The organism is Streptacidiphilus rugosus AM-16, assembly GCF_000744655.1.
GTDB classification, from domain to species: Bacteria; Actinomycetota; Actinomycetes; order Streptomycetales; family Streptomycetaceae; genus Streptacidiphilus; species Streptacidiphilus rugosus.
In genome coordinates, this window is the sequence record NZ_JQMJ01000004.1 from 1,170,854 (window position 1) to 1,196,543 (window position 25,690).

27 protein-coding genes, 1 rRNA gene and 2 pseudogenes are annotated in these 25,690 nt (G+C 71.7%); 18 read left to right on the top strand and 12 right to left on the bottom strand.

Going from position 1 to position 25,690, the window contains the following annotated elements; all coding sequences use genetic code 11:
• Nucleotides 1-110: 110 nt before the first annotated feature.
• The 5 genes from BS83_RS14375 to BS83_RS14395 form a co-directional block, all read right to left on the bottom strand.
• Nucleotides 111-1,629, bottom strand: a 16S ribosomal RNA gene (locus BS83_RS14375).
• 323 nt (nt 1,630-1,952) lie between these two features.
• The gene (locus BS83_RS14380) at nt 1,953-3,230 is read right to left on the bottom strand and encodes a DUF6986 family protein (RefSeq protein ID WP_408640999.1); all 1,278 of its coding nucleotides are present in this window, start codon (nt 3,228-3,230) and stop codon (nt 1,953-1,955) included.
• 81 nt (nt 3,231-3,311) lie between these two features.
• Nucleotides 3,312-3,743 carry a hypothetical protein gene (locus BS83_RS14385; RefSeq protein ID WP_037604262.1) on the bottom strand — a complete coding sequence of 144 codons (432 nt, stop codon included), beginning with the start codon at nt 3,741-3,743 and terminating at the stop codon, nt 3,312-3,314.
• A 40-nt stretch (nt 3,744-3,783) separates the two neighbouring features.
• A complete protein-coding gene (locus BS83_RS14390; protein ID WP_198035238.1) occupies nt 3,784-4,689 on the bottom strand; it encodes an alpha/beta fold hydrolase in 906 nt (301 codons plus the stop codon).
• Between the two features lie 11 nt (nt 4,690-4,700).
• Nucleotides 4,701-5,471 carry an SIR2 family NAD-dependent protein deacylase gene (locus BS83_RS14395; protein WP_037604263.1) on the bottom strand — a complete coding sequence of 257 codons (771 nt, stop codon included), beginning with the start codon at nt 5,469-5,471 and terminating at the stop codon, nt 4,701-4,703.
• Nucleotides 5,472-5,567: 96 nt separating this feature from the next.
• Here BS83_RS14395 and BS83_RS14400 point away from each other — a divergent pair, with 96 nt between their 5' ends.
• The 6 genes and pseudogenes from BS83_RS14400 to BS83_RS14420 all read left to right on the top strand — a co-directional run bounded on the left by BS83_RS14400 (nt 5,568) and on the right by BS83_RS14420 (nt 11,186).
• The gene (locus BS83_RS14400) at nt 5,568-6,446 is read left to right on the top strand and encodes a M24 family metallopeptidase (protein ID WP_051943046.1); all 879 of its coding nucleotides are present in this window, start codon (nt 5,568-5,570) and stop codon (nt 6,444-6,446) included.
• On the top strand, nt 6,443-8,290 hold the full coding sequence (locus tag BS83_RS14405) for an SDR family oxidoreductase (protein ID WP_084713484.1): 1,848 nt from the start codon (nt 6,443-6,445) through the stop codon (nt 8,288-8,290). The genes BS83_RS14400 and BS83_RS14405 overlap by 4 nt, the downstream gene beginning before the upstream one ends.
• 147 nt (nt 8,291-8,437) lie before the next feature.
• A pseudogene (locus tag BS83_RS47515) lies at nt 8,438-9,232 on the top strand (metal-dependent hydrolase); the annotation flags it as partial.
• A gap of 399 nt (nt 9,233-9,631) precedes the next feature.
• Nucleotides 9,632-10,213, top strand: coding sequence for a flavin reductase family protein (locus tag BS83_RS48900; protein WP_408641091.1), 582 nt, complete (start codon nt 9,632-9,634; stop codon nt 10,211-10,213).
• A 78-nt stretch (nt 10,214-10,291) separates the two neighbouring features.
• The gene (locus tag BS83_RS14415; RefSeq protein ID WP_037604264.1) at nt 10,292-10,813 is read left to right on the top strand and encodes a GNAT family N-acetyltransferase; all 522 of its coding nucleotides are present in this window, start codon (nt 10,292-10,294) and stop codon (nt 10,811-10,813) included.
• A 52-nt stretch (nt 10,814-10,865) separates the two neighbouring features.
• A complete protein-coding gene (locus BS83_RS14420) occupies nt 10,866-11,186 on the top strand; it encodes a hypothetical protein (RefSeq protein WP_037604265.1) in 321 nt (106 codons plus the stop codon).
• Between the two features lie 9 nt (nt 11,187-11,195).
• On the opposite strand, the gene BS83_RS46470 is transcribed toward BS83_RS14420, so the two are convergent.
• Nucleotides 11,196-12,044, bottom strand: coding sequence for a MerR family transcriptional regulator (locus BS83_RS46470; RefSeq protein ID WP_084713486.1), 849 nt, complete (start codon nt 12,042-12,044; stop codon nt 11,196-11,198).
• Between the two features lie 98 nt (nt 12,045-12,142).
• Nucleotides 12,143-12,751 (bottom strand): mycothiol-dependent nitroreductase Rv2466c family protein, encoded by a 609-nt coding sequence (locus BS83_RS14430; protein ID WP_037604266.1) that lies wholly within the window; start codon nt 12,749-12,751, stop codon nt 12,143-12,145.
• 154 nt (nt 12,752-12,905) lie between these two features.
• Between BS83_RS14430 and BS83_RS14435 the strand changes: the two genes are divergently transcribed.
• Nucleotides 12,906-13,406 (top strand): MarR family winged helix-turn-helix transcriptional regulator, encoded by a 501-nt coding sequence (locus BS83_RS14435; protein WP_051943047.1) that lies wholly within the window; start codon nt 12,906-12,908, stop codon nt 13,404-13,406.
• The gene (locus BS83_RS14440; RefSeq protein ID WP_051943048.1) at nt 13,403-13,822 is read left to right on the top strand and encodes an SRPBCC family protein; all 420 of its coding nucleotides are present in this window, start codon (nt 13,403-13,405) and stop codon (nt 13,820-13,822) included. Before BS83_RS14435 ends, BS83_RS14440 begins: the two co-directional genes overlap by 4 nt.
• Before the next feature lie 24 nt (nt 13,823-13,846).
• Here BS83_RS14440 and BS83_RS14445 read toward each other — a convergent pair whose 3' ends face one another.
• Nucleotides 13,847-14,896, bottom strand: coding sequence for a lysylphosphatidylglycerol synthase transmembrane domain-containing protein (locus tag BS83_RS14445; RefSeq protein WP_051943049.1), 1,050 nt, complete (start codon nt 14,894-14,896; stop codon nt 13,847-13,849).
• 231 nt (nt 14,897-15,127) lie between these two features.
• On the opposite strand from BS83_RS14445, the pseudogene BS83_RS47520 reads away from it, so the two are divergent.
• The 6 genes and pseudogenes from BS83_RS47520 to BS83_RS14470 form a co-directional block, all read left to right on the top strand.
• Nucleotides 15,128-15,850: pseudogene (locus tag BS83_RS47520) on the top strand (wax ester/triacylglycerol synthase domain-containing protein); the annotation flags it as partial.
• Nucleotides 15,851-16,101: 251 nt separating this feature from the next.
• Nucleotides 16,102-16,467 carry a WS/DGAT domain-containing protein gene (locus BS83_RS47525; RefSeq protein ID WP_232248311.1) on the top strand — a complete coding sequence of 122 codons (366 nt, stop codon included), beginning with the start codon at nt 16,102-16,104 and terminating at the stop codon, nt 16,465-16,467.
• A 10-nt stretch (nt 16,468-16,477) separates the two neighbouring features.
• Entirely contained in the window at nt 16,478-17,275 is a 798-nt protein-coding gene (locus tag BS83_RS14455) for a TetR/AcrR family transcriptional regulator (protein ID WP_051943051.1), read from the top strand.
• Nucleotides 17,276-17,334: 59 nt separating this feature from the next.
• The gene (locus BS83_RS14460) at nt 17,335-18,456 is read left to right on the top strand and encodes a cation diffusion facilitator family transporter (RefSeq protein ID WP_084713490.1); all 1,122 of its coding nucleotides are present in this window, start codon (nt 17,335-17,337) and stop codon (nt 18,454-18,456) included.
• Nucleotides 18,457-18,675: 219 nt separating this feature from the next.
• Nucleotides 18,676-19,419 carry a hypothetical protein gene (locus BS83_RS41825; protein WP_051943052.1) on the top strand — a complete coding sequence of 248 codons (744 nt, stop codon included), beginning with the start codon at nt 18,676-18,678 and terminating at the stop codon, nt 19,417-19,419.
• Between the two features lie 11 nt (nt 19,420-19,430).
• The gene (locus tag BS83_RS14470; RefSeq protein ID WP_037604267.1) at nt 19,431-20,060 is read left to right on the top strand and encodes a copper chaperone PCu(A)C; all 630 of its coding nucleotides are present in this window, start codon (nt 19,431-19,433) and stop codon (nt 20,058-20,060) included.
• Between the two features lie 154 nt (nt 20,061-20,214).
• Here the strand turns inward: BS83_RS14470 and BS83_RS14475 are convergent, their stop codons facing one another.
• Genes BS83_RS14475 through BS83_RS14490 form a run of 4 tightly spaced genes read right to left on the bottom strand, consistent with a single transcriptional unit; the run spans nt 20,215 to nt 21,616 of the window.
• A complete protein-coding gene (locus BS83_RS14475; RefSeq protein WP_037604268.1) occupies nt 20,215-20,412 on the bottom strand; it encodes a hypothetical protein in 198 nt (65 codons plus the stop codon).
• Complete coding sequence (locus tag BS83_RS14480) at nt 20,409-20,633, bottom strand: hypothetical protein (RefSeq protein ID WP_037604270.1); 225 nt, start codon at nt 20,631-20,633, stop codon at nt 20,409-20,411. Before BS83_RS14480 ends, BS83_RS14475 begins: the two co-directional genes overlap by 4 nt.
• Nucleotides 20,630-20,827 (bottom strand): hypothetical protein, encoded by a 198-nt coding sequence (locus BS83_RS14485; RefSeq protein ID WP_037604271.1) that lies wholly within the window; start codon nt 20,825-20,827, stop codon nt 20,630-20,632. Before BS83_RS14485 ends, BS83_RS14480 begins: the two co-directional genes overlap by 4 nt.
• Before the next feature lie 30 nt (nt 20,828-20,857).
• A complete protein-coding gene (locus tag BS83_RS14490; protein ID WP_232248321.1) occupies nt 20,858-21,616 on the bottom strand; it encodes a leucine-rich repeat domain-containing protein in 759 nt (252 codons plus the stop codon).
• 129 nt (nt 21,617-21,745) lie between these two features.
• On the opposite strand from BS83_RS14490, the gene BS83_RS14495 reads away from it, so the two are divergent.
• The 4 genes from BS83_RS14495 to BS83_RS14510 are packed head-to-tail and all read left to right on the top strand — an operon-like array spanning nt 21,746 to nt 25,623.
• Nucleotides 21,746-22,510, top strand: a complete 765-nt coding sequence (locus BS83_RS14495) for an ATP-binding cassette domain-containing protein (RefSeq protein WP_037608976.1) — start codon at nt 21,746-21,748, stop codon at nt 22,508-22,510.
• Nucleotides 22,507-23,556, top strand: coding sequence for an ABC transporter permease (locus BS83_RS14500; protein WP_051943053.1), 1,050 nt, complete (start codon nt 22,507-22,509; stop codon nt 23,554-23,556). The genes BS83_RS14495 and BS83_RS14500 overlap by 4 nt, the downstream gene beginning before the upstream one ends.
• Nucleotides 23,553-24,584 carry an ABC transporter substrate-binding protein gene (locus BS83_RS14505; protein WP_232248324.1) on the top strand — a complete coding sequence of 344 codons (1,032 nt, stop codon included), beginning with the start codon at nt 23,553-23,555 and terminating at the stop codon, nt 24,582-24,584. The genes BS83_RS14500 and BS83_RS14505 overlap by 4 nt, the downstream gene beginning before the upstream one ends.
• A 55-nt stretch (nt 24,585-24,639) precedes the next feature.
• Nucleotides 24,640-25,623 carry a LacI family DNA-binding transcriptional regulator gene (locus BS83_RS14510; protein WP_037604272.1) on the top strand — a complete coding sequence of 328 codons (984 nt, stop codon included), beginning with the start codon at nt 24,640-24,642 and terminating at the stop codon, nt 25,621-25,623.
• Nucleotides 25,624-25,690 lie beyond the last annotated feature (67 nt).

The following is a 25,690-nucleotide window of genomic DNA, read 5'->3' on the forward strand; positions in this document are numbered from 1 at the left end:
GAAGCGCAGTACTGACGATCCCACCAGGAATCCGTGTGCCGAATAGTCAACGTTCCACCCATGAGCAACCGTGCGAGACATGCGCTCGCAAGCGGCTATGTGCTCCTTAGAAAGGAGGTGATCCAGCCGCACCTTCCGGTACGGCTACCTTGTTACGACTTCGTCCCAATCGCTGGTCCCACCTTCGACAGCTCCCTCCCACAAGGGGTTAGGCCACCGGCTTCGGGTGTTACCGACTTTCGTGACGTGACGGGCGGTGTGTACAAGGCCCGGGAACGTATTCACCGCAGCAATGCTGATCTGCGATTACTAGCAACTCCGACTTCATGGGGTCGAGTTGCAGACCCCAATCCGAACTGAGACCGGCTTTTTGAGATTCGCTCCGCCTCACGGCATCGCAGCTCTTTGTACCGGCCATTGTAGCACGTGTGCAGCCCAAGACATAAGGGGCATGATGATTTGACGTCATCCCCACCTTCCTCCGAGTTGACCCCGGCAGTCTCCTGTGAGTCCCCGGCATAACCCGCTGGCAACACAGAACGAGGGTTGCGCTCGTTGCGGGACTTAACCCAACATCTCACGACACGAGCTGACGACAACCATGCACCACCTGTACACCGACCACAAGGGGGCGCCCATCTCTGGACGTTTCCGGTATATGTCAAGCCTTGGTAAGGTTCTTCGCGTTGCGTCGAATTAAGCCACATGCTCCGCTGCTTGTGCGGGCCCCCGTCAATTCCTTTGAGTTTTAGCCTTGCGGCCGTACTCCCCAGGCGGGGCACTTAATGCGTTAGCTGCGGCGCGGACCACGTGGAATGTGACCCACACCTAGTGCCCAACGTTTACGGCGTGGACTACCAGGGTATCTAATCCTGTTCGCTCCCCACGCTTTCGCTCCTCAGCGTCAGTAATGGCCCAGAGATCCGCCTTCGCCACCGGTGTTCCTCCTGATATCTGCGCATTTCACCGCTACACCAGGAATTCCGATCTCCCCTACCACACTCTAGCCTGCCCGTATCGAATGCAGACCCGGGGTTAAGCCCCGGGCTTTCACATCCGACGCGACAAGCCGCCTACGAGCTCTTTACGCCCAATAATTCCGGACAACGCTCGCACCCTACGTATTACCGCGGCTGCTGGCACGTAGTTAGCCGGTGCTTCTTCTGCAGGTACCGTCACTTGCGCTTCTTCCCTGCTGAAAGAGGTTTACAACCCGAAGGCCTTCATCCCTCACGCGGCGTCGCTGCATCAGGCTTGCGCCCATTGTGCAATATTCCCCACTGCTGCCTCCCGTAGGAGTCTGGGCCGTGTCTCAGTCCCAGTGTGGCCGGTCGCCCTCTCAGGCCGGCTACCCGTCGTCGCCTTGGTAGGCCATCACCCCACCAACAAGCTGATAGGCCGCGGGCTCATCCTGCACCGCCGGAGCTTTCCACCCCGGAGCATGCGCTCCAGGGTCGTATCCGGTATTAGACCTCGTTTCCAAGGCTTGTCCCAGAGTGCAGGGCAGATTGCCCACGTGTTACTCACCCGTTCGCCACTGATCCACCCCGAAGGGCTTCACCGTTCGACTTGCATGTGTTAAGCACGCCGCCAGCGTTCGTCCTGAGCCAGGATCAAACTCTCCGTGAATGTATTCCCGTAATCGGGCATTCGCGTTGAGCGGCACGACATCCCACCGGAATAAGGGGGACTCGTGCACAGCGTCCTCGCTGATTTTAAAACATCTCAAAAGTAACTGGCGTTGACTTTTGGCACGCTGTTGAGTTCTCAAGGAACGGACGCTTCCTTCGGCCCAGTTTCACCGGGCCCTCCGGGCGCTTCCTTCGTTTCCCACTCTATCAGAGCTTTTCAGCTTCGATTTACCGGGGATTTGTCTTCCCGTTCCGCCGTGTTCACGGCGGTCACCGGGGCAACTCGTGCAACACTACGGCACCAGCCGCCCCGGCTCCAAATCAGCGACCGGCCAGCGTGTCGAGCGCCGCGCGGTCCAGACCGGCGGCCTTCTCCACCTCAGCGGCGTCCACCGCGCCGCAGTCCAGGCCGCGCAGCAGGTAGCCGCTCAGGGCCTTCGCCGTCGCCGGCTCGTCCATGACGTCGCCACCCGCACGAGCGACGTACGCGGCGAGGCGCGCCGCCGCCGCGTCCAGGCCCTCGCGGTAGAAGGCGTAGACCGCCGCGTATCGGGTGGGCAGGTGGCCGGGGTGCATGTCCCAGCCCTGGTAGTAGGCCCGCTCCAGTGAACGGCGGACCAGGCGGTGGTGGAGTTGCCAGGCGGCGTGGACCTGCGCGGTCGGGCCGGTGGGGATGACGTTCGTGGAGCCGTCGGACAGTCGGACGCCCGTGCCCGCCGCCGCGACCTGCATGACCGCCTTGGCGTGGTCGGCGACCGGGTGCTCCATGCTCTGGTAGGCGGCGCTGACGCCGCAGGACGCGCTGTAGTCGAAGGTGCCGTAGTGGAGGCTGGTCGCCCGGCCTCGGGCGGCTTCGATCATGCGGGCCACGGTGGCCCGGCCGTCGGCGCCGAGGATGGCCTGGGTGGTCTCGATCTGGATCTCGAAGCCGATCCGCCCCGCCGGGAGTCCGGCCGCCTGCTCGAACCCGTCGAGCAGCGTGGCCATCGCGGCGACCTGCTCCGCGTAGGTGACCTTGGGGAGCGTGAGGACCAGCTGTTCGGGAAGCGCGCCGGAGCCGGCGTCGAGCAGGCCGGTGAGGAAGAGGTCCAGGGTCCGGATGCCGCGGGCCCGGACGGCGGGCTCCATGCACTTCATCCGGATGCCGACGAAGGGCGGCGCGTTGCCTTCCGCGACGGCGGCGGCGACCAGCTGGGCGGCGCGCGTCGCGGCGGCGTCCTCCTCCGCGTCGGGCCGGGGGCCGTAGCCGTCCTCGAAGTCGATGCGCAGATCCTCGATGGGCTCGCGCCGCAGCTTGGCGCGGACGCGGTCGTGCACGTCGGCAGCGAGCACGGCGTTGTCCTGTCCCACCACCGCGGCGAGCGCCGCCGCGGTGGGGGCGTGGGCGTCGAGCAGGGCGAGGGCCTGGCCGCCCCAGTCGGAGACGAGCTCGCCGATGCTGCGCTCGGCCAGGGCGTCGGCGGGCACGTAGACGGTGTGCACGGGCTGGCGGGTGCCGGGGTCGCCCGGGTAGCGCGCGGCGAGATCCGCGTCGACCCCGGCCAGGTCGGCTTCGATGCCCTCCCGCAGGCTGCTGGAGAACGTGGTTCGCGCGGCCATGACTGCCCCTTCGCCCATCAAGACGTCAACCAAGACATCAACAGTTTGTTGATGGGACGCTATCGACGCGCCGCACCCGCGTCAACGTTTTGTTGCAGCGGATCTCGCGGTCGGGCGGTTCTCCTTCCGCCAGACGAAGGCCAGCCCGGACCAGTCATCCCCCACCGCGGCGACCTTCACGTCCACCACGCCGAGCGGCAGGAAGATCTCGCGCAGGTCGTTCTCCGCGATGTCGCTGCGGTGACCCGCGGCCCGACGCGGCCAGGTGATCCAGAGGCAGGCCGTCGGCTGCAGGTCCGCGACCAGCCGGCCGGCGTCGGCGCGGAGTTCGGCCGCCTCGCGGTAGAAGGCGATCGTCACGTCCGCCGCCGCGGGGTCACGCTCCGGCACCACGTCGGCGGGCAGGTCGGGCACCGTCCAGCCCGCCGGGGCGTGGAGCAGGGTCAGGTGGTGGCCCGGCTTGATGCGGAGTTTCTTCGCCAGCGGGGTGCCGGAGTATCCCGAGTCCGTCATGGACCCGATCCTTGCACCCCGGTCCGACGCCGTCGCCCCGCTACGCGTCCAGGTACGCCAGCACGGTGTCGACGAAGCGCTCCGGCTCCTCGTGCCAGAGCCGGTGGCCGCCGTCCGCGAAGACGACGAGCCTGCTGCCCGGATGCAGGTCCGCGACGAGACGCGCGGGCGCGACGCCGATGAGACCGTCCTGCCCGCCGGCCAGCACCAGCGGCTGGGCGTCGGACGCGGCCAGCCGTGCGAGCCGCGCCGACCGCTCGTCCTCGGTCGCCTCGGCCCCGGGCCCTCCGGCGTAGAAGGCGGCGCGGTACCAGTCGGGCGCGTTGTCCATCGGCTGCCGGTAGAGCGCACGGGCCGACTCGGTCCAGCGTCCCCAGACGAACGGCACGGTGCGCAGCGTCAGTTCGTCGATCCGGTCGGCTGGGACGCCGCCCGCCGCCAGCTCCGCCTCGGCGGCGACGGCAGCCTCGTACCACGGCTCCCCGGCGCGCCCCGCCTTGATCTCGGCGAGCTCCGCCTCGTCCGCTTCGCGCGACACCCGGCCGACCGGGGTCACCAGGACAAGGCGGCGCACCCGGCCGGGAAACGCCGCCGCGTACTCCTGGGCGGTCAGCGCGGCAGCGGAGTGGCCGAGCAGGTCGAGCTCCTCGACCCCCAGGTGTTCGCGCAGCGCCTCCAGGTCGCGGGCCTGTGCGGTGTAGGCGCAGCGGGCGCGGTCCTGCGGTACCGGCGAGCGGCCGGTGGCGCGCTGGTCCGGCAGGATCAGCGCGCGGTGGGCGTCCAGGCCGCCGAGACCGCCCAGGTAGCGGACGTCCGCTCCTGGGCCTCCGGGCAGACAGACGAGCGGCGCGCCCGTTCCGCGGCTCAGGTAGCCGAGCTCGGCTCCGTCCTCGCCGGTGTAGGTCAGCGCAATGGCGGTGGGCTCTTCGGCTTGGGTGGTCGACACGACCCGTATCCTCACACGCCGTCAGCAGGCCACGCAGCCCCCGCATCCCGGGCGATACGCCGCAGCAGCGCCGGGACGCTGGTGCCGATCGGCTCCCTGACGACCTCGCTCGCCGCGTCGTCGTAGGGCGTGGGGTCGGCGTTGACGACGATGACCTGGGCGCCTCGGGCGAGGGCGATGTCGACGAGCCCGGCGGCCGGGTGGACCTGGAGGGTCGTGCCGACCGCCATCAGCACGTCGCAGGCGGCGGCGACCGCGCGCGCCTGGCCGAGGACCTCGGGGTCGAGGTGCTCGCCGAACAGGACGGTCGCGGGCTTGAGCACGCCACCGCAGTCGAGGCATGGCGGGTCCGCCTCGCCCGCCTCGACCCTGGCCAGGGCGTCGGCCATGTCGCCACGGACCTTGCAGCGCACGCACTGGACCATCCGCGCGGTGCCGTGCAGTTCGAGCACCTTGCGCGGACTGACCCCGCCGAGCTGGTGCAGGCCGTCGACGTTCTGGGTGAGCACCCTGATCGGCAGGCCGGTCCGCTCGTAGGCGGCCAGCGCGCGGTGCGCGACGTTGGGGCTCGCCCCGAGGACGCCGTGCTCCAGGCGGAGCCGCCAGGCGCGGCGGCGGACCTCGGGGTCGGCGAGGTAGTCGCCGATGGTGACCATGCGCTGCGCCGTCGGGTCGCTCCGCCACAGGCCCTGCGGGCCGCGGTAGTCGCGCAGGCCGGAGTCGGTGGACATCCCGGCGCCGCTGAGGACGGCGACGAGGGGGCGGGCGGAGGTGGCGTTCATGCCATCGAACCTAGTCACGCCGCGGCTCCCGCGGCGACCCGATTTCTCCGGCGCAGACCCTGTTGCGCGAAGGGTACTCGGCAGTATGTTGACAACATGTCTAATAAGCAGCCGGCCTGGGCGCCGGAGGATCTGAACCGCTTCCGCGCTGTTCAGCAGCTCGCCTACCGCTGCGCCGAGAGCGTCGCGGCGGCGCTCGAGCCGGGTGTGACCGAGAAGCAGGCCGCCCAGCGGATGCGCCGGTGGCTGGAGGCCAACGGGGCGGACGACTGGTTCCACGTGCCCTTCGCCTGGTTCGGGGACCGCACGGTGTTCCACCGCTTCCGGACGCCGCTGCAGTTCTTCCCCACCGACCGCCGACTGGAGGAGGGCATCCCGTTCATCCTCGACTGCGCCCCCGTCGCCGACGGCTACACCGCCGACATCGGCTACGCCGGCAGCCTGGGCGGCAACCGGGTGCAGCAGCAGATCCTCGACGACCTGCAGGAGTACCGGGCGCTGATCCTGGCCGAGGTGCGCGAGCGCAAGCCCCTCGACGAGATCTACCGCTCCGTCGACGGCCTGATCGCCAGGCACGGCTACGAGAACCGGCACCGCGTCTACCCGGGCCGGGTCCTGGCCCACCAGGTGACCCGGCTGAAGGCCCGCGGACCGCGCACCGTGGTGGCCGGCTTCGGCGTGCGCAGCCTCCAGACCCTGGGCCGCGAGCTGATCGGCGAGCGGATCCAGCACCGCTCGCCGCTGTGGGCCGACGGCAGGTCCTCCGCGCACACCCCGACGCCGGGCCTGTGGGCGGTCGAGCCGCACCTCGGACTGCGCCGCGTCGGCGCGAAGTTCGAGGAGCTGCTGGTCGTCACGGACGACGACGCCTACTGGCTCGACGACGACCTGCCGCACGTCAGGAACTGGTCCGCCGCGCCCCGCGCGGTGACCTCCGAAGTCCACGATGCCGAGCCCCAGGAGAGCGCCGCATGAGCACGGAGAGCCGGAAGAGCCGGAAGACCCGCGGCAGTGAGCAGGTGCGGGAGCGGCAGTCGTTCGTGACCGCGCCGGACGGCGTGCGGCTGGCGGTGTTCGAGTGGGGGGATCCCGACGCCGCGTCGACGGTCGTGCTGGTGCACGGCTACCCCGACACCCACGCCGTGTGGCGACCCATCGCCGAACAGCTCGCCGAGCGCCACCACGTCGTCGCCTACGACGTGCGCGGAGCCGGCGCCTCGGACGCGCCGCGCCGGATCAGGTCCTACACGCTGGCGACGCTGGAGGCGGACCTCGGCGCGGTGCTCCAGCACGCCTCCCCCGACCGGCCGGTCCACCTGGTCGGCCACGACTGGGGTTCGATCCAGTCCTGGGAGTCCGTCACCGGCACCGCACTGGCCGGGCGGATCGCCTCCTTCAGCTCGATCTCCGGGCCCTGCCTGGACCACGTCGGGCAGTGGATGCGCGACAAGCTGCGCCACCCGAGTCCGCGGGGGCTCGCCCAGGCCGCCTGGCAGGGCGTGCACTCCTGGTACATCGGTTACTTCCACCTGCCGCTGCTGCCGCCGCTGCTGTGGCGCACCGCCATGGTGAAGGCCTGGCCCGCGCTGCTGCGCGCGATCGAGGGGGTCCCGCACGGCAGCGGCGCGCCCACCTTCCCCACCGACGCCGTGCGAGGCCTCGCGCTCTACCGGGCGAACATGATCCCCCGGCTGGCCCGTCCCCGGCAGCGGCCCACCGACATCCCGGTGCAGCTGGTGCTGCCGCAGAAGGACCTCTTCGTCACTCCGTCGATGGCCGGGCAGGCGCCGCAGCCCTACGTCGACCGGCTCTGGCGCCGGCCGCTGCGGGCAGGGCACTGGGCTCCGCTGACGCACGAGACCGTGCTCGCCCGCTGGATCGACGAGTTCGTCACGCATGTCGAGGGCGGCCCCGCCTCGCCGGGTCTGGAGCGCGCGCAGGTCGGCGACGCGGCGGAGCCGGGGGCGCGCAAGGGCGCGGGAGCGGAGCCGCGCTCCCCGCACGCCGGACAGCTGGTCGTGGTGACCGGCGCGGGCAGCGGCATCGGGCGTGCGACCGCCCTCGCCTTCGCCGAGGCCGGGGCCTCGGTGGTGGCGGCCGACCTCAACCCCGAGTCGGCCGCCCGTACCGCGCAGCTCGCCGGCCTGCTGGGCGCGCCGCGGACCGGCTCCTACGCGGTCGACGTCTCCGACGTGACGGCGATGGAGGCCTTCGCCAAGTCGGTGCAGGCCGAGCACGGCGTCCCCGACGTCGTGGTCAACAACGCCGGCATCGGTCTGGGCGGCGCGTTCCTCGACACCGCGGCCTCCGACTGGGACTCGGTGCTCGGCGTCAACCTGATGGGCGTGGTGCACGGCTGCCGCCTCTTCGGCGCGATGATGAAGGAGCGCGGAGAGGGCGGACACATCGTCAACATCGCCTCGGCCGCGGCGTTCCTGCCCTCGCGCACCCTGGCCGCCTACGCCACCAGCAAGGCGGCGGTGCTGATGCTGAGCGAGTGCCTGCGCGCGGAACTGGCGGACGAGGGGATCGGCGTCAGCGCGGTCTGCCCCGGCTTCGTGAACACCGCGATCGCCAGGTCCACCCGTTACGTCGGCGTCAGCGACGGCGAGCAGGACCGGCTGCGGCGCAACGCCGACCGGCTGTACCGGCTGCGCAACCTGCCGCCGGAGCGGATCGCGGAGGCGGTGCTGCGCGCGGTGCGGGAGAACCGTCCGGTCGTGCCGGTGGCCGCCGAGGCGCGCATCGGCCAGGCGCTGAGCCGGTTCGCCCCGGGCGCGCTGCGCTTCGTCGCCCGCAGGGACCTCACCCCGCGCTGAGCACCCGTCGTCCCTCCCCGCCTCCTCCCTTCCGCACCGCCGTTCTTGTCCGACAAGGAGCCGAGTACCGTGACCGACCTCGCCGTCAGCACCGAGCACGCGCCGCTGCAGGCGCGCCGAGTCACCTTCGACTGGGCCGGGACCCCGATGCACTGGGTCCCCGACGACCCGTTCTCCACGCACATGATCAACGTGCTGCACCTGCTGCTGCCGGCCGGTGAGCGCTGGTTCGTCGACGTCTACAAGCAGACGCTGCCGCTGGTCCGCGACGCCCGGCTGCGGGAGGACATGATCGGGTTCATCGGCCAGGAGGCGGTGCACTCGCAGGCGCACTCCACCGTGCTGGACCACCTGACGGCGCAAGGGCTCGACCCCTCCCCGTACACCGCCCAGATGGACTGGTTCTTCGAGCACCTGCTCGGCGACCACACCGCGCCTCCCGCCGCGACGGCCTGGTGGCTCAAGGAGCGCGTCGCGTTCATCGCCGCGATCGAGCACTTCACGGCCGTGCTCGGCAAGTGGGTGCTGGAGGCGAAGGGCTTCGAGCGCTACGGCGCGGACCCGGTGATGGTGGATCTGCTGCGCTGGCACGGGGCGGAGGAGGTCGAGCACCGCTCGGTCGCCTTCGACGTCTTCCAGCACGTGGACGGCCGCTACGGGCGGCGGCTGCGGGCGATGACGACGGTGTTCCCGACGCTGTTCTGGCTGTGGGTCAGGGGCGTGAAGTTCTTCATCGCCAACGACCCCGAGCTGACGCCCGCGCAGCGCCGGGCGCTGGAGCCGAAGATCAAGGACTGGGTGCGGGCGGCCAAGGCCGACCTGGTGCCCGCGCCGAAGGACATCTTCACGGCGGTGCCGCGTTACATGCGCAGGCGCTACCACCCGACGCAGGAGGGCTCGACGGCCAAGGCGCTGGCCTATCTGGCGAGTTCACCCGCCGCGCGGGCCGCGGCCGAGGAGGCGGAGGCGGCGACGCGTCCGCTGCGGCTGGTCGTCGCGGACCGGAGCACGCCTGCCGAGGGCGTCGCGGAACTGCTGCTCACCTCGGCCGACGGCGGCGAGCTGCCGGCCTGGGAGCCGGGCGCGCACCTGGACCTGCTGCTGCCCTCGGGTCTGGTGCGGCAGTACTCGCTGTGCGGGGACCCGGCCGAGCGGGGCGCCTACCGGATCGGGGTGCGGCTGACCGAGGACAGCCGTGGCGGCTCCAAGGAGGTGCACGCGACCCTGACGGCGGGCGCCCCGGTGCAGGCGCACCGGCCGCGCAACCGCTTCCCGCTGGGCGCGGGGGCCGGGCCGCGGTACTTCGTCGCGGGCGGGATCGGCATCACGCCGATCCTGTCGATGGTGCGCGAGAGCGCTGCTCGCGGAAGTGACTGGCGAATGCTGTACGTCGGGCGCTCACGGACGAGCATGCCGTTCCTCGACGAGATCACCGCTCTCGCGGGCGAGGCCGACCCGTCGCGGGTCACCGTCGTCGAGACCGACACGGAGGGCCTTCCCGATCTCGCCGCCGCCCTGGAGTCGGCCCCGCACGGCGCGACGGTCCACGTCTGCGGCCCGCAGCCGTTGATGGACGCCGTCGTCGCCACGCTCGCCACGCTGCGCCCCGGCGTCGAGGCCCGCCTCGAACGCTTCCACCCGGCCGACGGCAGCGCCCACGGCGACACCGTCGAGGTCGAACTCCGCCGCACCGGCGCCACCGTGACGGTCCCTGCGGACCGCAGCGTCCTCGGCGCCGTCCGCGACCGTCTCCCCGACGTCGCCTACAGCTGCGAACAGGGCTTCTGCGGCACCTGCAAGGTCCGCGTCCTCGGCGGCACCCCGGACCACCGCGACGAGCTGCTGACCCTGGAGGAACGCGCCGACTCCATGCTCATCTGCGTCTCCCGCAGCCAGGACGGCAAGCTCGTCCTGGACCTCTGACCCGCGGCCCGGCCGGGCGCCCGGGTGGCCGACGCAATCGGATTGCCGTCGCCTCGTCGATGCGGCAGGGTCTGCCTCATGCTTGAACTGCGCATCCTGGAGGCCGACGACTGGCCGATCTGGCGGGAACTCCGGCAGGCGGCCCTGGCCGAGGCGCCCTCCGCGTTCGGGTCGACGCTCGCGGAGTGGCAGGGGCCGGGTGACCGCGAGGTCCGTTGGCGGGCCCGGCTGGAGATCCCCGGCGGCTTCAACGTCGTCGCGGTGGTCGACGGCCGTCCGGCGGGCATGGTCAGCGGCGTCCCGGACGAGGAGGCGGAGGACGCAGTCGAGCTGATCTCCATGTGGGTCAGCCCGGCCGCCCGAGGCCAGGGCGTCGGGGACGCCCTGATGCAGGCGGTCGAGCACTGGGCCACCGGGCGGGGCGCCGCGCACATCCGCCTGTCCGTGATGCCGGACAACCCCAGGGCCGCGGCGCTCTACGAACGCCACGGCTTCACCGACACGGGCGTCCCCGGCGACCCCCTGCCCGACGGCCGGGGGCACGAGCGCGTCCTGGCCAAGGACCTGCCGAGCCGTCAGCCCCGGACTCCGCGCGCGTGACCGCCGTGAACTCGCTGGTGCTTGCTGCCGCCGGCGGGGGAGCCTGACCCCCATGCCCCGACGCCTGATGTTCGTGCAGCTGAAATCCGGCTACGACACCGACCGCGGACCCTCCTGGATCGGCTGGGTGGACTTCTCCAGGACCTGGAGCACGGCACGTTTTCGCGGGCGGACGCTGCGCCGCGCAGGCGGCATGCACGGCGCCAACTTCTACGACACGCAGACCGACGAGGAGTTCTGGGTCTCCGGACCGAAACGGGACCGCACCGACACCCGTTACGGCCCCTCGGCCCCTCACGTCGAGCCGGACGCCGCAGGGACGTACCGCGCGTTCCTCGGGGGCGCACCCCTGCCCGGCCGACGGAACGGCTGAGTGCGCGGCTCACCAGAAGCGTGGCTGGCCGGGGACGGCCTCCAGGTCCGTCAGGACCAGTTCGCGGTCCTCGTCCTCGGCGATGTCCTCGGCGGCGGCCAGGGCCTGCTCGGTCCAGGCGCGGGCCTGGTCCTTGTCGCCGGCCACGGCGTGGGCGCGGGCCAGGGACTCGTAGGCGAAGGCCAGGTCGAAGTCCGCGATGCCGTGCGCCTGGCAGATCTCCAGTCCCCGTCGGGCGTGGTGCAGCGCGGGTTCGGCCCGTCCGAGGACGGAGTAGACCCGCGAGCACTGCCACTCGCCGCGGCTGAGGTTCACCGGGGCGCCGACCTCACCCCAGTGGTAGCGGGAGGCGTGCGCCATGTGCAGCATCCGGTCGTCGTCCTCGACGCTGCGGTCCTCCTTCTCCAGCAGTCGCCATACCCCGTTGAAGAGGTCGACGGCCGTTCGCCGCTCGTCGGCCTTCGGACCGCTCGGGTGCTGCTCGTCCTGGTCGGTCATCGCTGTGGTGACTCCGTCCTCGATGAGATGGTCGATGCGGTGCAGGTCGCCGCGGATCCGGTCCAGGCGTGCCTGGAGCCGGCGCCGGTGCTGGATCAGGACCTCCCTGACCGCGGCGTCGTCGCCCGGCCGGGCCAGGCACGCGCGCACCTGGTCGAGCGGCACGTCGACGGAGCGCAGGAGCCGCACCAGCCGCGCGAGCTCGACCTGTTGTGCGCTGTAGAGGCGGTAGCCGGTGTCCGGGTCGACCGCGGCGGGCGCCAGCAGTCCGACTCGGTCGTAGTGCCGCAGCGCCTTCGCGGTCAGGCCGACACGACGTGCCAGCTGACCGACCGTGATCAGCTCAGGTCCGTCCGCCATGCCCCGAACCTAGAACCTTCCCCCGGGGGAACCTCAAACGCAGCGCCGGGCGGGCGCGATTCCCGGAGCGCCCGGCCCGGGCGGACCCGCACCGTCGGCTACTCGAAGCGCAGCTTGCCCGTCCGCTCCCGCTTCAGCTCGAAGAAGTCCGGGTGTGCCGCGAGCGTCCGTACCGCGTCGAAGAGTCGGGCCGCTTCCGCGCCACGCGGAATGCTGTTGAGGACCGGGCCGAAGAAGGCGGTGCCGTCGATGTGCATCGTGGGCGTGCCGACGTAGCCGCCGGCGGTCGGGTCCTTGCCGAGGTCGTGGCTGCGGCTGAGGGCGGCGTCGTAGCGGGTGGAGCGGGCGGCGTCGGCGAGGCTCGCCGGGAGGTCGAGTTCGGCCAGGGCCTCGACGGCGACCGCGTCGAAGTCCTGGTCGCCCTTGGCGTGGATGCGGGTGCCGAGCGCGGTGTAGAGGTCCCGCAGGACGTCCTCGGAGTGGTGTTCGGCGGCGGCGACGGCGATGCGGACCAGGCCGAGGGATCGGTCGACGAGATCGCGGTACCAGTCGGGCAGCTCGTTGCCCTCGTTGTGCCGGTGGAGGCTCATGACGTGGAAGCGGACGTCGAGGTCGCGCAGCGGTTCCACCTCGAGGATCCAGCGTGAGGTGATCCAGGCGAAGGGGCAGGCGGGGTCGAAGTAGAAGTCGACGCGGGTCTGTGTCATGCCTCCAAGCTAGTGGCCAAGTGGCCCTCCCAGGAGGGCCACTCCTTTCCCTTCTGCTTGGGCCACTTCGCGTCGGACCACCTCGGCGACCGGATGAGCATGCCGGAACAACTGTTGCCTTGACAACATACGAACCGACGCCCACACTCGAGGCATGACGGATCAGGTAAGCGGTCTGCACGACCACCTCGGCTACTGGCTTCGCCGGCTGTCCGACGAGGTCCACGGCCGCTTCGAGAAGCAGCTCGCCGAGCACGGCGTGACCGTCGCCCAGTGGGCGGTGCTGATCACCGTGTACCGGGGCGACGCGACCACCACCCGCGAGGTGTCCCGCTACGTCGACATCGACGTCGGCGCGGTGTCGCGGCTGGTGGACCGGCTGATCGCCAAGGAGCTGATGTCCCGCGAGCCCGATCCCCGCTCCCGGCGGGTGCTTCGGCTGACCCTCACCGAGGAGGGGCGCCGGCTGGCGCCCCTGCTGGCCGAGATCGCCGACCGCAACGACGCCCACTTCTTCGCCGCGCTCGCCCCCGACCGCCGTCGCCGACTGGAGGCGTGGATCCGCGATCTGGTCGGCGCCCCGCACCCGCCGCACGAGCAAGAGCCCCAGCACGAACAACAGCACCAGCAGCAGCACGAAGGGAACGAGCCGTGAGCAGCACGCCCGCCACCGCCCGCTCGGTCACCAAGACCGTCACCATCGCCCGCCCCGTCGCCGAGGTCTACGCGTTCCTCGCCGATCCGGCCAACTGGCCCGCCTGGGCCGTCGTCAACGTCAAGGCCGTCGAGCCCACCGAGGACCCCGGCTGGTGGCTGATGACCACCCCGCGCGGGGCCGCGCGGCTGCGCATCCGGGGCGATGCGGCGCTCGGGCTGCTCGACCACGACTACGTCGAGGAGCAGGCCTCCTGGCAGGTGCCCGCGCGCGTCGTCGCCAACGGGGACGGCGCCGAGTTCATGATGACGTTCTTTCAGCCCCCGACGTTCGGCGACGCCTTCTTCGACGAGCAGATCGCGCTCGTGGACACCGAACTGGCCACCCTCAAGGGGATTCTCGAAGCCGGAGCGTGAGCACGACTCCCAGCGCCGCGACGGCTACAACGCCTCCCGCCGCTGCAGCCACAGGAACGCCGCCCAGCCGGGCAGCAACGGGAGCCAGAAGGTGCACAGCCGGTAGACCAGCACCACCGGCAGCCATGTCGCGGTCGGCGTGCCGGTGGTGACCCGGAGCGCGTAGGCGAGAGCCGCGTCGACGGAGCCGATGCCGCCCGGGGTGGGGATCACCGAGCCCACCGTGGAGCCGATCAACTGGGCGACGGTGACCTGGGCGAAGCCGGGGTACTGGCCGAAGGCGCGGGTGCAGCACCAGAGACAGGCGGCGGCCATCAGGGTCACGGCCAGCTGGCCGACGATGCCGACGGTCAGCTTGCCCGGCTGGCGCAGCAGCTGCGCGAAGCGCGGACGGGCCTCGCGCAGTCGCGCGGCCAGCCAGTGGCGCAGGCTCGGCACGCCCAGGGCGACGGCGACCGCGACCGCCATCGCGGCGCCGACGGCGAGCAGGGTCGCGCCGGGCGGCAGCGAGGCGGCGTAGTTCGCGCCGATGTACGTCCCGAAACCGACGAGCAGCAGCAGGTGCAGGACCAGGCCGATGATCTGGCCGAGCGCGACGCTGGCGAGCGCCTGGGTCTGCGGAATGCCGGAGCGGGCCAGGAACCGGGTGTTGACCGCCGCGCTGCCGAGCCCGCCCGGCGTCGCGAGGTTGACGAAGAACCCGGACAGCTGCGCCAGCAGGGCCCGCCCGAGCGGCACCTTCTCCGGGACGAATCCGACGAGCGCGGCCGTCGAGCCGAGCGATCCGCCCGCGGCGGCGAGCACCGCCGGCACCAGCCACCAACCGTTCGCCCGCTCCAGCACCGGCAGCGGGTTCGCGTCGTGGCGGACGATCTGCAGCAGGACGACGTAGGCCACGACGGCGCAGAGCGCGAGCGTGATCAGCCGCCGCATTCGGAGCCTCCGACGCGGCGCGGACTCCTGCTCCGCCGACGGCGCGGGTTCGGACGCGGCTTCGGACACGGGTGCGGGCGAGGACTCCGGCACGGATCCGGGCTCGGCGTCGGCCTCCGCGTCAGGGCGGTTCGAGGACATGACGCTGGATTCTCCGCTTCCGCGGGCCTTCGGCCGCAGCACCGGACGGACCGGGGGCACGGGCCGTGACATGCCCTTTCCGTTCCCGACGCGTCATCAGGCAAACATCAAACTTCTCGGTACGAACACCTGCACGCAACACTGGACGGGGAGACTGTCCCACAGACACACCGCCACGGAACGCCGCAGAACCGACACAGCAGGACCGACCACGCAAAGGGGATCGTACGGATGACGACCAGGCTCAGCCCGTTGGACACGGCCTTCTGGAGCCTGGAAACGCCCGACGCGCCCTTGCATATCGGCGCCCTCGCCACCTTCGAACCCGAGCCTGGCGCCACCGTCGATCCCGCGGCGCTGCTCGCCCTGCTGGCCGCCCGCGCCGGGACGGTCCCGCAGCTGAGGCGGCGCGTCGCCACCTCGTGGAACCCGCTCGAAGGACCTCACTGGCAGGACCGGCCCGACTTCGACGCGTCCGCCCACCTCACCCACCACGTCCTCGACGGGCTCCCCGACGCCTCCCTGGAGGAGACCGTCGCGGCCCTCATGGCCCGGCCGGTCCCGCGCGACGCGCCGCCATGGGAGATCCACCTGCTCGACGCCGGCCGCGGTGGCTTCTCGCTGCTGCTGAAGGTGCACCACGCCGCCGTCGACGGACTGCGCGCGCTGGAGGTCGGCATGCGCCTGTTCGACCAGTTCGCCGACGTTCCGCCACGCAGCGCCGCGGCACCGTCGGGCCCGGGCGGATCGGCCGGATCGGCCGCCACGTGGTCGTCCGGGCCGCTGGGGCTGCTCCGCTCGATACCGGTCGAGGCCCGGCGCACCCTCCGAGCCGCGGAGCTCGCCGGGGACGCGCTGCGCGCCTCGCTCGGCGGCCTGGAACGCACGCTGCTGCGGCCGTCCGAGCTGCGCCGCCCCGCCGCCGGACCGCCCGCGCTCGCCCTGCCGACCCTCGACCTGGACGAGATCCGCCTGATCCGCAAGGCCCACGGCGGGACCGTCAACGACGTCGTGCTGGCCCTGCTGGCCGGTGCGCTGCGCGCCTGGGGCGAGTCGGCCGACGTGCGGGTGCTGGTGCCGGTCAGCGACCGGGGCGGCCGACGTGCGGGCACGCCCGGCGGCGGCAACCGGCTGTCGGGCTACCTGGTGGACCTGCCCGTCGCCGAGCCCGACCCCGTGAGCGCCTGCGGCTGGTCCGCCAGGCCATGGACGCCCACAAGCAGCGCGGTCCCCGACGCGGCGCGGGAGCGGTCGCCCTGCTGGCCGACCTGCTGCCCGCCGCCGGGCACCGGTTCACCGCGCCGCTGCTGCGGCCCTCCGCACCGCTGCTCTTCGACGCGCTGGTGACCAACGTGCCACTGCCGGACTTCGGCTTCTCACTGGGCGGCCACCGGCTGGCCGGGCTGCATCCGCTGCCGCCGCTGGCGCAGGGGCAGGCGCTCGCGGTCGCGGTCAGCAGCTACCGCGGCCGGGTCCGTCTCGGCGTGCGCGGCCGCTTCGTCTCCCCCGCCCGCACGGCGGATCTGCGGGATGCACTGGACGCGTCCATGGCAGAACTGCTGGCGGTCTAAGCTGCCTCCCATGACCGCCGCCACCGGTTCGTCCGGCGCCGCCGCGCCGCGGCCGCGCCGCAGGCTCAGCGTCGAACAGCGGCGCGAGCAGCTGATCGCCGTCGCCCTCGAGTTCTTCGCGCACCACGCGCCGGAGGAGGTGTCCATCGACGACATCGCCGCCGCGGCCGGCGCCTCGCGACCGCTGGTGTACCACTACTTCCCCGGCAAGCAGGGGCTGTACGAGGAGGCGATCCGCAGAGCGGGCCGGCAGATGGCGGCCCTGTTCGAGGAGCCGCAGCAGGGACCGCTCTCGGAGCGGCTGCACCGGGTGATGGGCCGCTATCTGGACTTCGTCGACGCGCACGGCCCCGGCTTCGCCGCGCTGCTGCGCAACGGCTCGGCCGCCTCCACCCCGGGCACGGGCGCCGTGATCGACCAGGTCCGGCAGGCCGCGGAGGTGGCCGTCCTCTCCCACCTCGACCTCGGCGAACCCAGCCCCAGGGTGCGGCTCGCGGTGCGGACCTGGATCGGCAACGCGGAGATCACCGCGCTGGCCTGGCTCCAGGACCAGCAGCGCGACAAGCGTCTGCACCGGGACGCGCTGCAACTGAAGCTGGTGCAGGAGTTCGTCGTGCAGCTGCTGGTGGTGCGGGTCCACGAGCCCGAGCTGGGTCCGGCGATGCTGCGCTACCTCGCACTGGAGCGGCCGGAGGGACCGGCCGGGCAGCTGCTCGGCGGACTGCTGGCCCTGCTGGGGGACGGCGAGCAGGGCGACAGCGCGCTGGCGGGCGAGGCGATGCGGCTGGCCACCGGGCATCAGATATGAAGGATTGTTCATTCCTTCCGGTATAGTTCTTCTCGAGACCAGCCGACCGAGGAGCGACGGTGAGCCACGACACCACACACGGCCACGACACCGCGCATCCCCACGCCGGACCGCACGACCGCGAGCACGACCAGGACGACGCCCACGCTCACGCCCACGACGACGGGCACACCGCCCACGAGGGTCACGACCACCACCACGGCGGATCCGACAGCCACGCGGGCCACGGCGGCCATGCCGGCCACAGCCACGGCGTCTCCGCCGACGCCGACCGTCGCTACCTGCTCGGCGCACTCGGGCTGATCGCTGCGTTCATGGTCGCCGAGGTGATCGTCGGCTTCCTCGCCCACTCCCTCGCGCTGATCTCCGACGCTGGCCACATGCTCACCGACGCCGCGTCGATCGCCCTCGCCCTGATCGCCATGCGCCTGGCCGCACGGCCGGCCAAGGGCTCGCTCACCTTCGGCCTCAAACGCGCCGAGATCCTCTCGGCGCAGGCCAACGGCATCACCCTGCTCGCCCTCGCCGCGATCTTCCTCTACGAGGCGGTGCGGCGGCTGATCTCACCGCCGCCCGTCGAGGGCGGCGTGGTGCTGGTGACGGCACTGGTCGGCATCGTGATCAACGTGCTCGCGGCGTGGCTGATCTCCCGGGCCAACCGCACCAGCCTCAACGTGGAGGGCGCGTACCAGCACATCCTCAACGACGCCTGGGCGTTCATCGCCACGGCGATCTCCGGCCTGGTGGTCATGCTCACCGGCTTCGACCGGGCCGACGCGATCGCGACGCTCGTCGTCGCGGGGCTGATGCTCAGGGCCGGCTACGGCCTGGTGCGCGAGTCCGGGCGGATCTTCCTGGAGGCCGCCCCCGCCGGACTGGACCCGGACGCGGTGGGCGCGAGGCTCGCCGCCCTCCCCGGCGTGGTCGAGCTGCACGACCTGCACATCTGGACCATCACCTCGGGCTACCCCGCCCTCTCCGCGCACGTCCTGGTCCGCGACGAGCTGGACTGCCACGCGGTCCGCCTGACGATGGAGCGCGAGCTGCGCGAGCGCTACGCCATCGACCACACCACGCTCCAGGTCGACCACGCCTCGCCGGAGACCCTGCAGCTCGGCCGGGCCCGGGACGCCGGGCACTGCAGCGACCCGCACGGGAGCTCCCACCGCGCGGAAGGCTGACCACGCGCGAGGCCGACGGAGAGCAGCGCAGCGGCGCCGGTCGGTTTTGACCGGACGTTATCAAGCTGTGATCTGCTTATTTCGTACATATCTGAACATTCCTCGGGTCTGCCCCTCCCCTCCAAGGGTGGTCTTACGGAACGCTTAGCCGACCGCGCACTAACGTGACGGCGCGGGGACGCATCGCGGCCCCCACCAGCCGAGCAGCAACGAGGACCGATGACCCAGAACAAGCCGTCGCAGGCCGATCGCCGACGCATAGCCCAGGAGAAGATCGCCGCCCAGCGCGCGGCCGAGGCGCGGCGTCAGCGCAGGATGACCATCGCGATGACGGTCGGCGGCGTGGTCCTGATCGGCGGACTCGTCACCGCCGGCGTCTTCGTCATCGGCAAGGCGAACGGCGACAAGGTCAAGGCCGACGCCAGCGCGGCCGCGAGCGACCCGTCCATCGACAAGAGCGCCAGCCTGCTCGCCTCCACGGCCCACCAGGCGGACGGCGGCGACGTGGACGGCATCGTCAAGAGCAACTCGATGGAGCAGACGGTCTACCACATCCACTCGCACCTCCAGGTGTTCGTGGACGGCAAGCCGGCCACCATCCCCTACGGCATCGGCATCGTCCCGCCGTACGAGCTGCAGACCCAGCAGGACGGCACGCCGTTCGTCCAGGGCGGCAAGGAGTTCTACTTCCTGCACACCCACGACGAGAGCGGCGTCATCCACGTCGAGTCGCCGACCCAGAACACCTACACCCTCGGCAACCTCTTCGACCTGTGGAACCAGCCGCTGAACAGCGGCCAGGTCGCCGGCCACAAGGGCTCGGTCACGGTCTTCGTCGACGGCAAGCCGTACACCGGCGACGTGCGGAGCATCGTCTTCAAGAACCTGGAGAAGATCCAGATCGACGTGGGCACGGCCACGCCGTACAAGGACTGGACCTGGCCGTCGGGCTACACGAGCTGACGGACCCTGCCGTGACCCCCGAGGAGGAGCGGGCCGAGCTCGCCGAGCTGGAGGCCCTGGAGGCGGAGGCCGAGGCGCTGGAACGCGCCGCGGCCTCACGCGGCGGCCTCTCCCGCGCCCGCCGCGGCCTGCTGCTGCAGGGGCCGCTGGTGGCACTGCTCGCGCTCGCCCTCCTGCTGTGGGGCCGCGGCGGCGGCCCGGCCGCCGCCTCCGGCGCCGCATCCGCCGCGACGGCGCCGAAGCTGGCGATGTTCACCGCCTACCTCGACCGTCCCGCCGGCGCCTCGGGCCCGGTCGACGCCTACGTGACCATCCGCAACGGCGGCGGCTCCGACGACCGCCTGGTCAGCGTCAACACGCCCTGGGCGGCCTCCGTCGTCATCGTCGACGCCTCGGGCCACACCCTCCCCTGGGTGACCGTCCCCGCCGAGGGCTCCATCGCCCTGAAGCCGGGCGGCCTCCACCTCGAACTGCGGAACCTGCGCCGTGCGCCGAAGCCCCACGAGGTGATCCAGCTCGACCTGACCTTCGCCTCCACGGGCACCGTCCAGACCTGGTCCCCGCTCGGCCCGCCGGGAAGCATCACGGTCGAGGACGTCATGCACGCCATGAAGTGGATGGACCGGCTCCCGCCGGAGTAGACCTGCGCCGCTCAGGGGTGGTACGGCACGGGACCCGCCGTGGGTGATCCCGGAAGGCAGGGAGCGCTCACCGTCAGGCTCCCGTTGTCGTCGAGCTCCACCGTGTATAGGCCGTGACGGGAAGGGACCGGCTTCCGCCGGAGTGAGCGCGCGGTCAGGGCCAGTCGTCGGGGCCGCCGTCGCGCCAGATCACGCCTTCGAGGTCGTAGACGTCGTGCTCGGCCAGGAGGGTGACGAGGTCCTCCTTGGTGACGGCGGTGCCGATCTCCTCCGCGTCGACCTCGACCGTCCGGCCGGTCGGGACCCCTGGCCCGGTCTCGATACCCCAGACGATCACGTGATGCTCGTTCATGTCGGTCCCTCGTCCAGTTCTTCGCCGAGCTCCTCGCCCGGTCCGTGGCTCATGAACCAGGCGACGGCGGCCGGGGCCGCCTCGGCCGCGGCCGCCTGCTCGGCCACCGTGGTCCGCGGCAGGTCGAAGCACTCCTGCGAGCAGCGGCCCCACGGCGTCCACGGCGTGACCTGGCCGCAGCCCTCGCACACCATGATCCCGACGCCGGGCGGCCCGCTCACGTCGCCTTCCCCGCCACCGCGGACCTGACCGGCGCGGTGTGGACCGCCGCCCGCAGGCCTTCCGCGGCGTGCCGCGCCTCGGCCTCGGTGCGCAGACCGCCCAGGGTGAGCAGCAGTTCGTCGGTGTCCTCACGCCGCAGTGCCAGCGTCCACTCGTCGGGGCCGGCCTTGGTCACGGTGAACGCCAGCTTCATGGGGTACCTCGGTTCGCTCGCTGCTTACAGCTAACGCCAGACCATGCAGCCGCGCGCGGCGAGGCGGGCGAGCAGATCCGAATCGGGGTCGACCGGGTTCCAGCGCAGATCCAGGCGCTCCAGGGACGGCAGGTCGGCGATCCACCCGGGCAGCTCGGCGATCCGGTTGCTGCGCAGATCGAGGCGGCGCAGCAGGGGAAGCCCGGCGAGTGCGGGCGGCACGTCGGTGAAGACGTTCTCGCGGAGGTCGAGCGCGCGCAGCGCGGTGAGGCCGGTGGCGGGCTCGGGGAGGCGGTCGAGGGCGTTGCCGCGCAGCGAGAGCTCCCTGAGCGCGCCCAGTGCGCCGATCGAGTCGGGCAGCTCCGTGAGTTCCGCCTGCTGGGCGCGCAGCTCCACCAGGGCGCCGAGGGAGCCGAGGGATTCGGGCAGCCGCGCGAGAGGGTTCTCGCCCACGTTCAGGTAGCGCAGGCGGGTCAGCCCCCCGAGCGTCTCCGGCAGCCGGGTGAGGCGGTTGTCGTGGAGGTAGAGGCAGTCGCTCAGCGCCGTCAGCGCGCCGATCTCCTCGGGCAGCTCCGTGAGCTCGTTGTGGCCGAGGTCCAGGGTGCGCAGCGACCGGAGTTCCGCGATGCGCGGGGAGAGGGAGGTGAGGTGGTTGTCGGCCAGGATCAGCACCTCCAGATCGGCCCGGTCCCAGACCGCACCGGGCACCCGGCCCAGTCCCTGCTTCCAGAGATTCAGCGTCTCCACGGTCAGGCCGCCCTTCGCCCCGCGCTCTGCGAACGTTCCCACCGATCCCTGCGCAATATCTTGACGCACCGTCAGACCAGGCTCAGAATCCGTGAATCGGCTGTGAACGTTACCAAGGATTCGGGGAGGCGCCCGTTGTCCGAGCCGCTTCATGACACCGATCCTCCGCCCGTGACCGTGCCGCTGCTCGAGGCCCGCCGCGTGACCAAGCGCTTCGGGCACGTCCAGGCCCTCGACGGAGCGGACTTCACCGCGCACGCGGGCGAGGTGGTCGCACTCGTCGGCGACAACGGCGCGGGGAAGAGCAGTCTGGTCAAGGCGCTCTCCGGAACGCTGCGCCCCGACGGCGGGCAGATCCTCGTCGACGGCGCCCCCGTGCAACTCGCCACCCCGCTCGACGCCAGGCGTCACGGGATCGAGACGGTCTACCAGGACCTCTCCCTCGCCCCCGACCTCGACGCGGCGGCCAATCTGCACCTGGGCCGCGAGCTCTACCGCGGCGGGCTGCTCGGCCTGTTGCACGTGCTGGACCGGGCGGCGATGCGGACCGCGGCGATCACCGCCTTCGCCGAGCTGGGGGTGGACCTGCCGGACGTGGCGGTGCCCGTCGCGGCGCTGTCCGGCGGGCAGCGCCAGTCGGTGGCCGTGGCCCGCGCGGTGGCGTTCGCGAACCGGATCATCTTCATGGACGAGCCCACCGCCGCCCTCGGCGTGGTCCAGCGCGGCCGGGTGCTCGACACCATCCGCCGGGTCCGCGACCGGGGCATCGCCGTGGTCCTGATCAGCCACAACATGCCCGAGGTGCTGTCGGTGGCGGACCGGGTGGAGGTGCTGCGGCTCGGCCGCAGGGTCGCCCGTTTCACCGCCGCGCGCACCTCCGTCGAGGAGTTGGTGGGCGCCATGACCGGTGCGCTGGACGGCGGTGAGGCGCGATGACCGAGCTCCGCGCGAAGGACGTCCCGGTGCGCGGCCCCTCGGCCGCGCCGCTCGCGCTGCGCGTCCTGCGCCGGGTGGGCGCGGCGCAGGAGTCGTGGACCTTCGGGGTTCTGCTGCTGCTCGTCGCGTTCTTCACGATCGCGGCGCCGCACACCTTCCTGACCGCCTTCGACCTGACCCAGATCGCCACCAACGCCGCCATCTACCTCGTCCTCGGCGTCGGCATGACCTTCGTGGTCATCGTCGCCGGCATCGACCTCTCCGTCGGCTCGGTGCTGGTGCTCGCGGCGGTGCTCTCCGGCGAGTACACCCTCCACCACGGCGGCGCGACCTCCGGCTGGGCGACGATCGCCGTCAGCTCCCTGATCGCGTTGGGCACCGGGCTGGTCTGGGGGGCGCTGCAGGGCTGGCTGGTGGCGAAGGCGAAGGTGCCGCCGCTCATCGTGACGCTCGGCGGCTTCGGCGCCGCGCTCGGCATCGCCCAGATCATCACCGGCGGTCAGGACCCGGCGGGCACGGTCTCGGGGAAGCTCCAGCACGACATCGGCTTCGGCAAGCTGTTCGGTCAGATCCCCTGGCTGGTGGTCATCGCCTTCGTCACCACGCTGGTGTTCGGCCTGGTCCTGGCGTTCACCAGGTTCGGCCGCTACACCTACGCGATCGGCTCCAACCCCGAGGGTGCGCGCCGGGCCGGCGTCGCCGTGGACCGGCACCTGATCAAGGTCTACGCGCTGATCGGACTGCTCGCCGGGCTGGGCAGCATCATGTGGCTCGCCTACTTCGGGACCACCTCCATCGCCGGGCACGCAACCGACAACCTCAAGGTCATCACCGCGGTGGTGCTGGGCGGCGCGAGCCTCTTCGGCGGACGCGGCTCGGTGCTCGGCACGGTGATCGGGGTCTTCATCCCCGCCGTGCTCACCACCGGACTGATCATCATCGGCGTCCAGCAGTACTGGCAGGACGTCGCCATCGGGGCCGTCCTGGTCCTCGCCGTCTACCTCGACCAGATCCGCAGGCGCTCGGTCCAGAGAGGAAACCCATGATGCTTCCACGCGCCACGAACAGACGTCCCGTCACCACCGCCACCACCCTTGCCGCCCGCGCGATAGGGGGCTGCGCGGCGCTGGCCCTGCTGGCCGCAGCGGCCGGCTGCTCCAGCTCCGGCGGGAACGGCCCGTCGTCCGGCTCGGGCAAGAAGACCATCGAGCTCGTCACCGGCGTCAAGAGCGACCCCTTCTACATCACCATGTCCTGCGCCGCCCAGCAGGAGGCGACCAAGCTCGGGGTGAACCTGAAGGTCGACGGATCGGCCCAGTGGGACGTCGCCGTCCAGCGGCCCATCGTGGACTCGGTGGCCGCGACCCGCCCCGACGGCCTGCTCATCTCACCCGTCGACACCACCGCGCTCACCCCCTCGCTCCAGCAGATCCAGGGCGCGGGCACCAAGGTCGTGCTCGTCGACACCTCGGTGACCGACCCGAGCATCGGCGTCTCGCGGATCTCCTCCGACAACGAGGCGGGCGGACGCACGGCGGCGAAGGCGCTGGCGCAGTTGATGGGCGACAAGGGCTCGGCGATCGTCATCAGCGTCAAGCCCGGCGTCTCCACCACCGACGCGAGGATCAAGGGCTTCACCGAGGAGATGCAGGCCAACCATCCGCACATCACGCTTCTCCCTGTCCTCTACGACAACGACCTGCCAGCCACCGCCGCGCAGCAGATCCAGTCCACCCTCGCCGCCCACCCCGACCTGGCCGGGGTCTTCGCGGGGAACACCAACACCGCCCAGGGCGTCTCCACCGGCCTGCAGGCGGCCGGCAAGCAGGGCAAGGTCCAGGTCGCCGCGTTCGACGCGGAACCCGACGAGATCACCGCGCTGCGCAACGGCACGCTGGACGTGCTGGTCGCCCAGGACCCGGGCGGGATCGGCACGCAGGGCGTGGACCAGGCGCTGGCCGCGATCCAGGGCAAGCCGGTGACCGCGTCGATCGGCACCACCATGGTCGCCATCACCAAGGCGAACATGGACGACCCGAGCGTCAGCAAGTACTTCTACAAGTCCGCCTGCTGAGGCGCCCGAGCGATGGACGGCACGCGTGACGCGCCCGACTGACAAACGTCCCACCATGAAGGACGTCGCCCGCGCCGCGGGGGTGAGCCCGATGACGGTCTCCCGCGTGGTGTCGGGCGAGCCGGGCGTCTCCGCGGAGCGGGTGGCGCTGGTCGAGCAGGCCGTGCGCCGGCTCGGCTACCGGCGCGACGACAACGCGCGGCGGCTGCGGAAGAAGGACGTGCGCAGCTCCATCATCGGGCTGGTGGTGGACGACCTGGCCAACCCCTTCTACGCGCTGATGGCCCGTTCGGTCGAGGACGCCGCCCGCAGCCGTGGGTACCTGGTCCTGGTCGGCAGCACCAACGACGAGCCGCGGCGGGAGCGGGAGGTGATCGCGGCGTTCTGCGCCCGCCGGGTGGACGGCCTGGTCCTGGTGCCGACCAGCGGCGGACACGGCTTCCTGAAACGGGAGATGGCCGGCGGCACCAAGGTCGTGTGCGTGGACCGCCCCGCCCACGGCCTCGCGGTCGACACGGTCACCGTCGACAACCGGGCGGGCGCGCGGCGGGCCGTCGGCCACCTGCTGGACCTCGGCCACACCCGGATCGGCTACCTCGGCGACCGGCTTGACATCTGGACGCAGCGCGAGCGCCACTCCGGCTATCTCGATGCCCTCGCGGCGCGGGGCGTCACCGCCGCACCGGCCCTGGTCCGCCACGGCCTGCGCGGCCGCGCGGACGCGGCCGCGGCCGTCGCGGAACTGCGCGCCCTGGCCGCCCCGCCGACGGCCCTCTTCACCAGCAACGACCTCATCACCCTCGGCGCCCTGGACGGCCCGGGCCCACCCGAAGGCTGCGCGATCGTCGGCTTCGACGACGTCCCCCTCGCCGAACGCCTCGACCCGCCCCTCTCGGTGGTGAGCCAGGACCCAGCCGCCCTCGGCGGCACGGCCGCCGGCCTCCTCTTCTCCCGCATCGACGGCGACCACGCCGCCCCCCGCTCGGTCGTCCTCCTGACCCGCTTCATCCCTCGCGGCTCCGGCGTCCTGACGGGCTGACGGGCTGTGCCGAAGTCGCTCGGTGATGATCACGGTCGCCACTCTTCGCGGTAGTCGGCGCGATGGG

Coding starts and splice junctions, on each gene's coding strand:
- BS83_RS14380 (WP_408640999.1), bottom strand. CDS start 3,230: ATGGCCGCGCGAACCACGTTCTCCAGCAGCCTGCGGGAGGGCATCGAA.
- BS83_RS14385 (WP_037604262.1), bottom strand. CDS start 3,743: ATGACGGACTCGGGATACTCCGGCACCCCGCTGGCGAAGAAACTCCGC.
- BS83_RS14395 (WP_037604263.1), bottom strand. CDS start 5,471: ATGAACGCCACCTCCGCCCGCCCCCTCGTCGCCGTCCTCAGCGGCGCC.
- BS83_RS14400 (WP_051943046.1), top strand. CDS start 5,568: ATGTCTAATAAGCAGCCGGCCTGGGCGCCGGAGGATCTGAACCGCTTC.
- BS83_RS14405 (WP_084713484.1), top strand. CDS start 6,443: ATGAGCACGGAGAGCCGGAAGAGCCGGAAGACCCGCGGCAGTGAGCAG.
- BS83_RS48900 (WP_408641091.1), top strand. CDS start 9,632: ATGGTGCGCGAGAGCGCTGCTCGCGGAAGTGACTGGCGAATGCTGTAC.
- BS83_RS14415 (WP_037604264.1), top strand. CDS start 10,292: ATGCTTGAACTGCGCATCCTGGAGGCCGACGACTGGCCGATCTGGCGG.
- BS83_RS14420 (WP_037604265.1), top strand. CDS start 10,866: ATGCCCCGACGCCTGATGTTCGTGCAGCTGAAATCCGGCTACGACACC.
- BS83_RS46470 (WP_084713486.1), bottom strand. CDS start 12,044: ATGGCGGACGGACCTGAGCTGATCACGGTCGGTCAGCTGGCACGTCGT.
- BS83_RS14430 (WP_037604266.1), bottom strand. CDS start 12,751: ATGACACAGACCCGCGTCGACTTCTACTTCGACCCCGCCTGCCCCTTC.
- BS83_RS14435 (WP_051943047.1), top strand. CDS start 12,906: ATGACGGATCAGGTAAGCGGTCTGCACGACCACCTCGGCTACTGGCTT.
- BS83_RS14445 (WP_051943049.1), bottom strand. CDS start 14,896: ATGTCCTCGAACCGCCCTGACGCGGAGGCCGACGCCGAGCCCGGATCC.
- BS83_RS47525 (WP_232248311.1), top strand. CDS start 16,102: ATGGACGCCCACAAGCAGCGCGGTCCCCGACGCGGCGCGGGAGCGGTC.
- BS83_RS14455 (WP_051943051.1), top strand. CDS start 16,478: ATGACCGCCGCCACCGGTTCGTCCGGCGCCGCCGCGCCGCGGCCGCGC.
- BS83_RS41825 (WP_051943052.1), top strand. CDS start 18,676: ATGACCCAGAACAAGCCGTCGCAGGCCGATCGCCGACGCATAGCCCAG.
- BS83_RS14475 (WP_037604268.1), bottom strand. CDS start 20,412: ATGAACGAGCATCACGTGATCGTCTGGGGTATCGAGACCGGGCCAGGG.
- BS83_RS14485 (WP_037604271.1), bottom strand. CDS start 20,827: ATGAAGCTGGCGTTCACCGTGACCAAGGCCGGCCCCGACGAGTGGACG.
- BS83_RS14500 (WP_051943053.1), top strand. CDS start 22,507: ATGACCGAGCTCCGCGCGAAGGACGTCCCGGTGCGCGGCCCCTCGGCC.
- BS83_RS14505 (WP_232248324.1), top strand. CDS start 23,553: ATGATGCTTCCACGCGCCACGAACAGACGTCCCGTCACCACCGCCACC.
- BS83_RS14510 (WP_037604272.1), top strand. CDS start 24,640: ATGAAGGACGTCGCCCGCGCCGCGGGGGTGAGCCCGATGACGGTCTCC.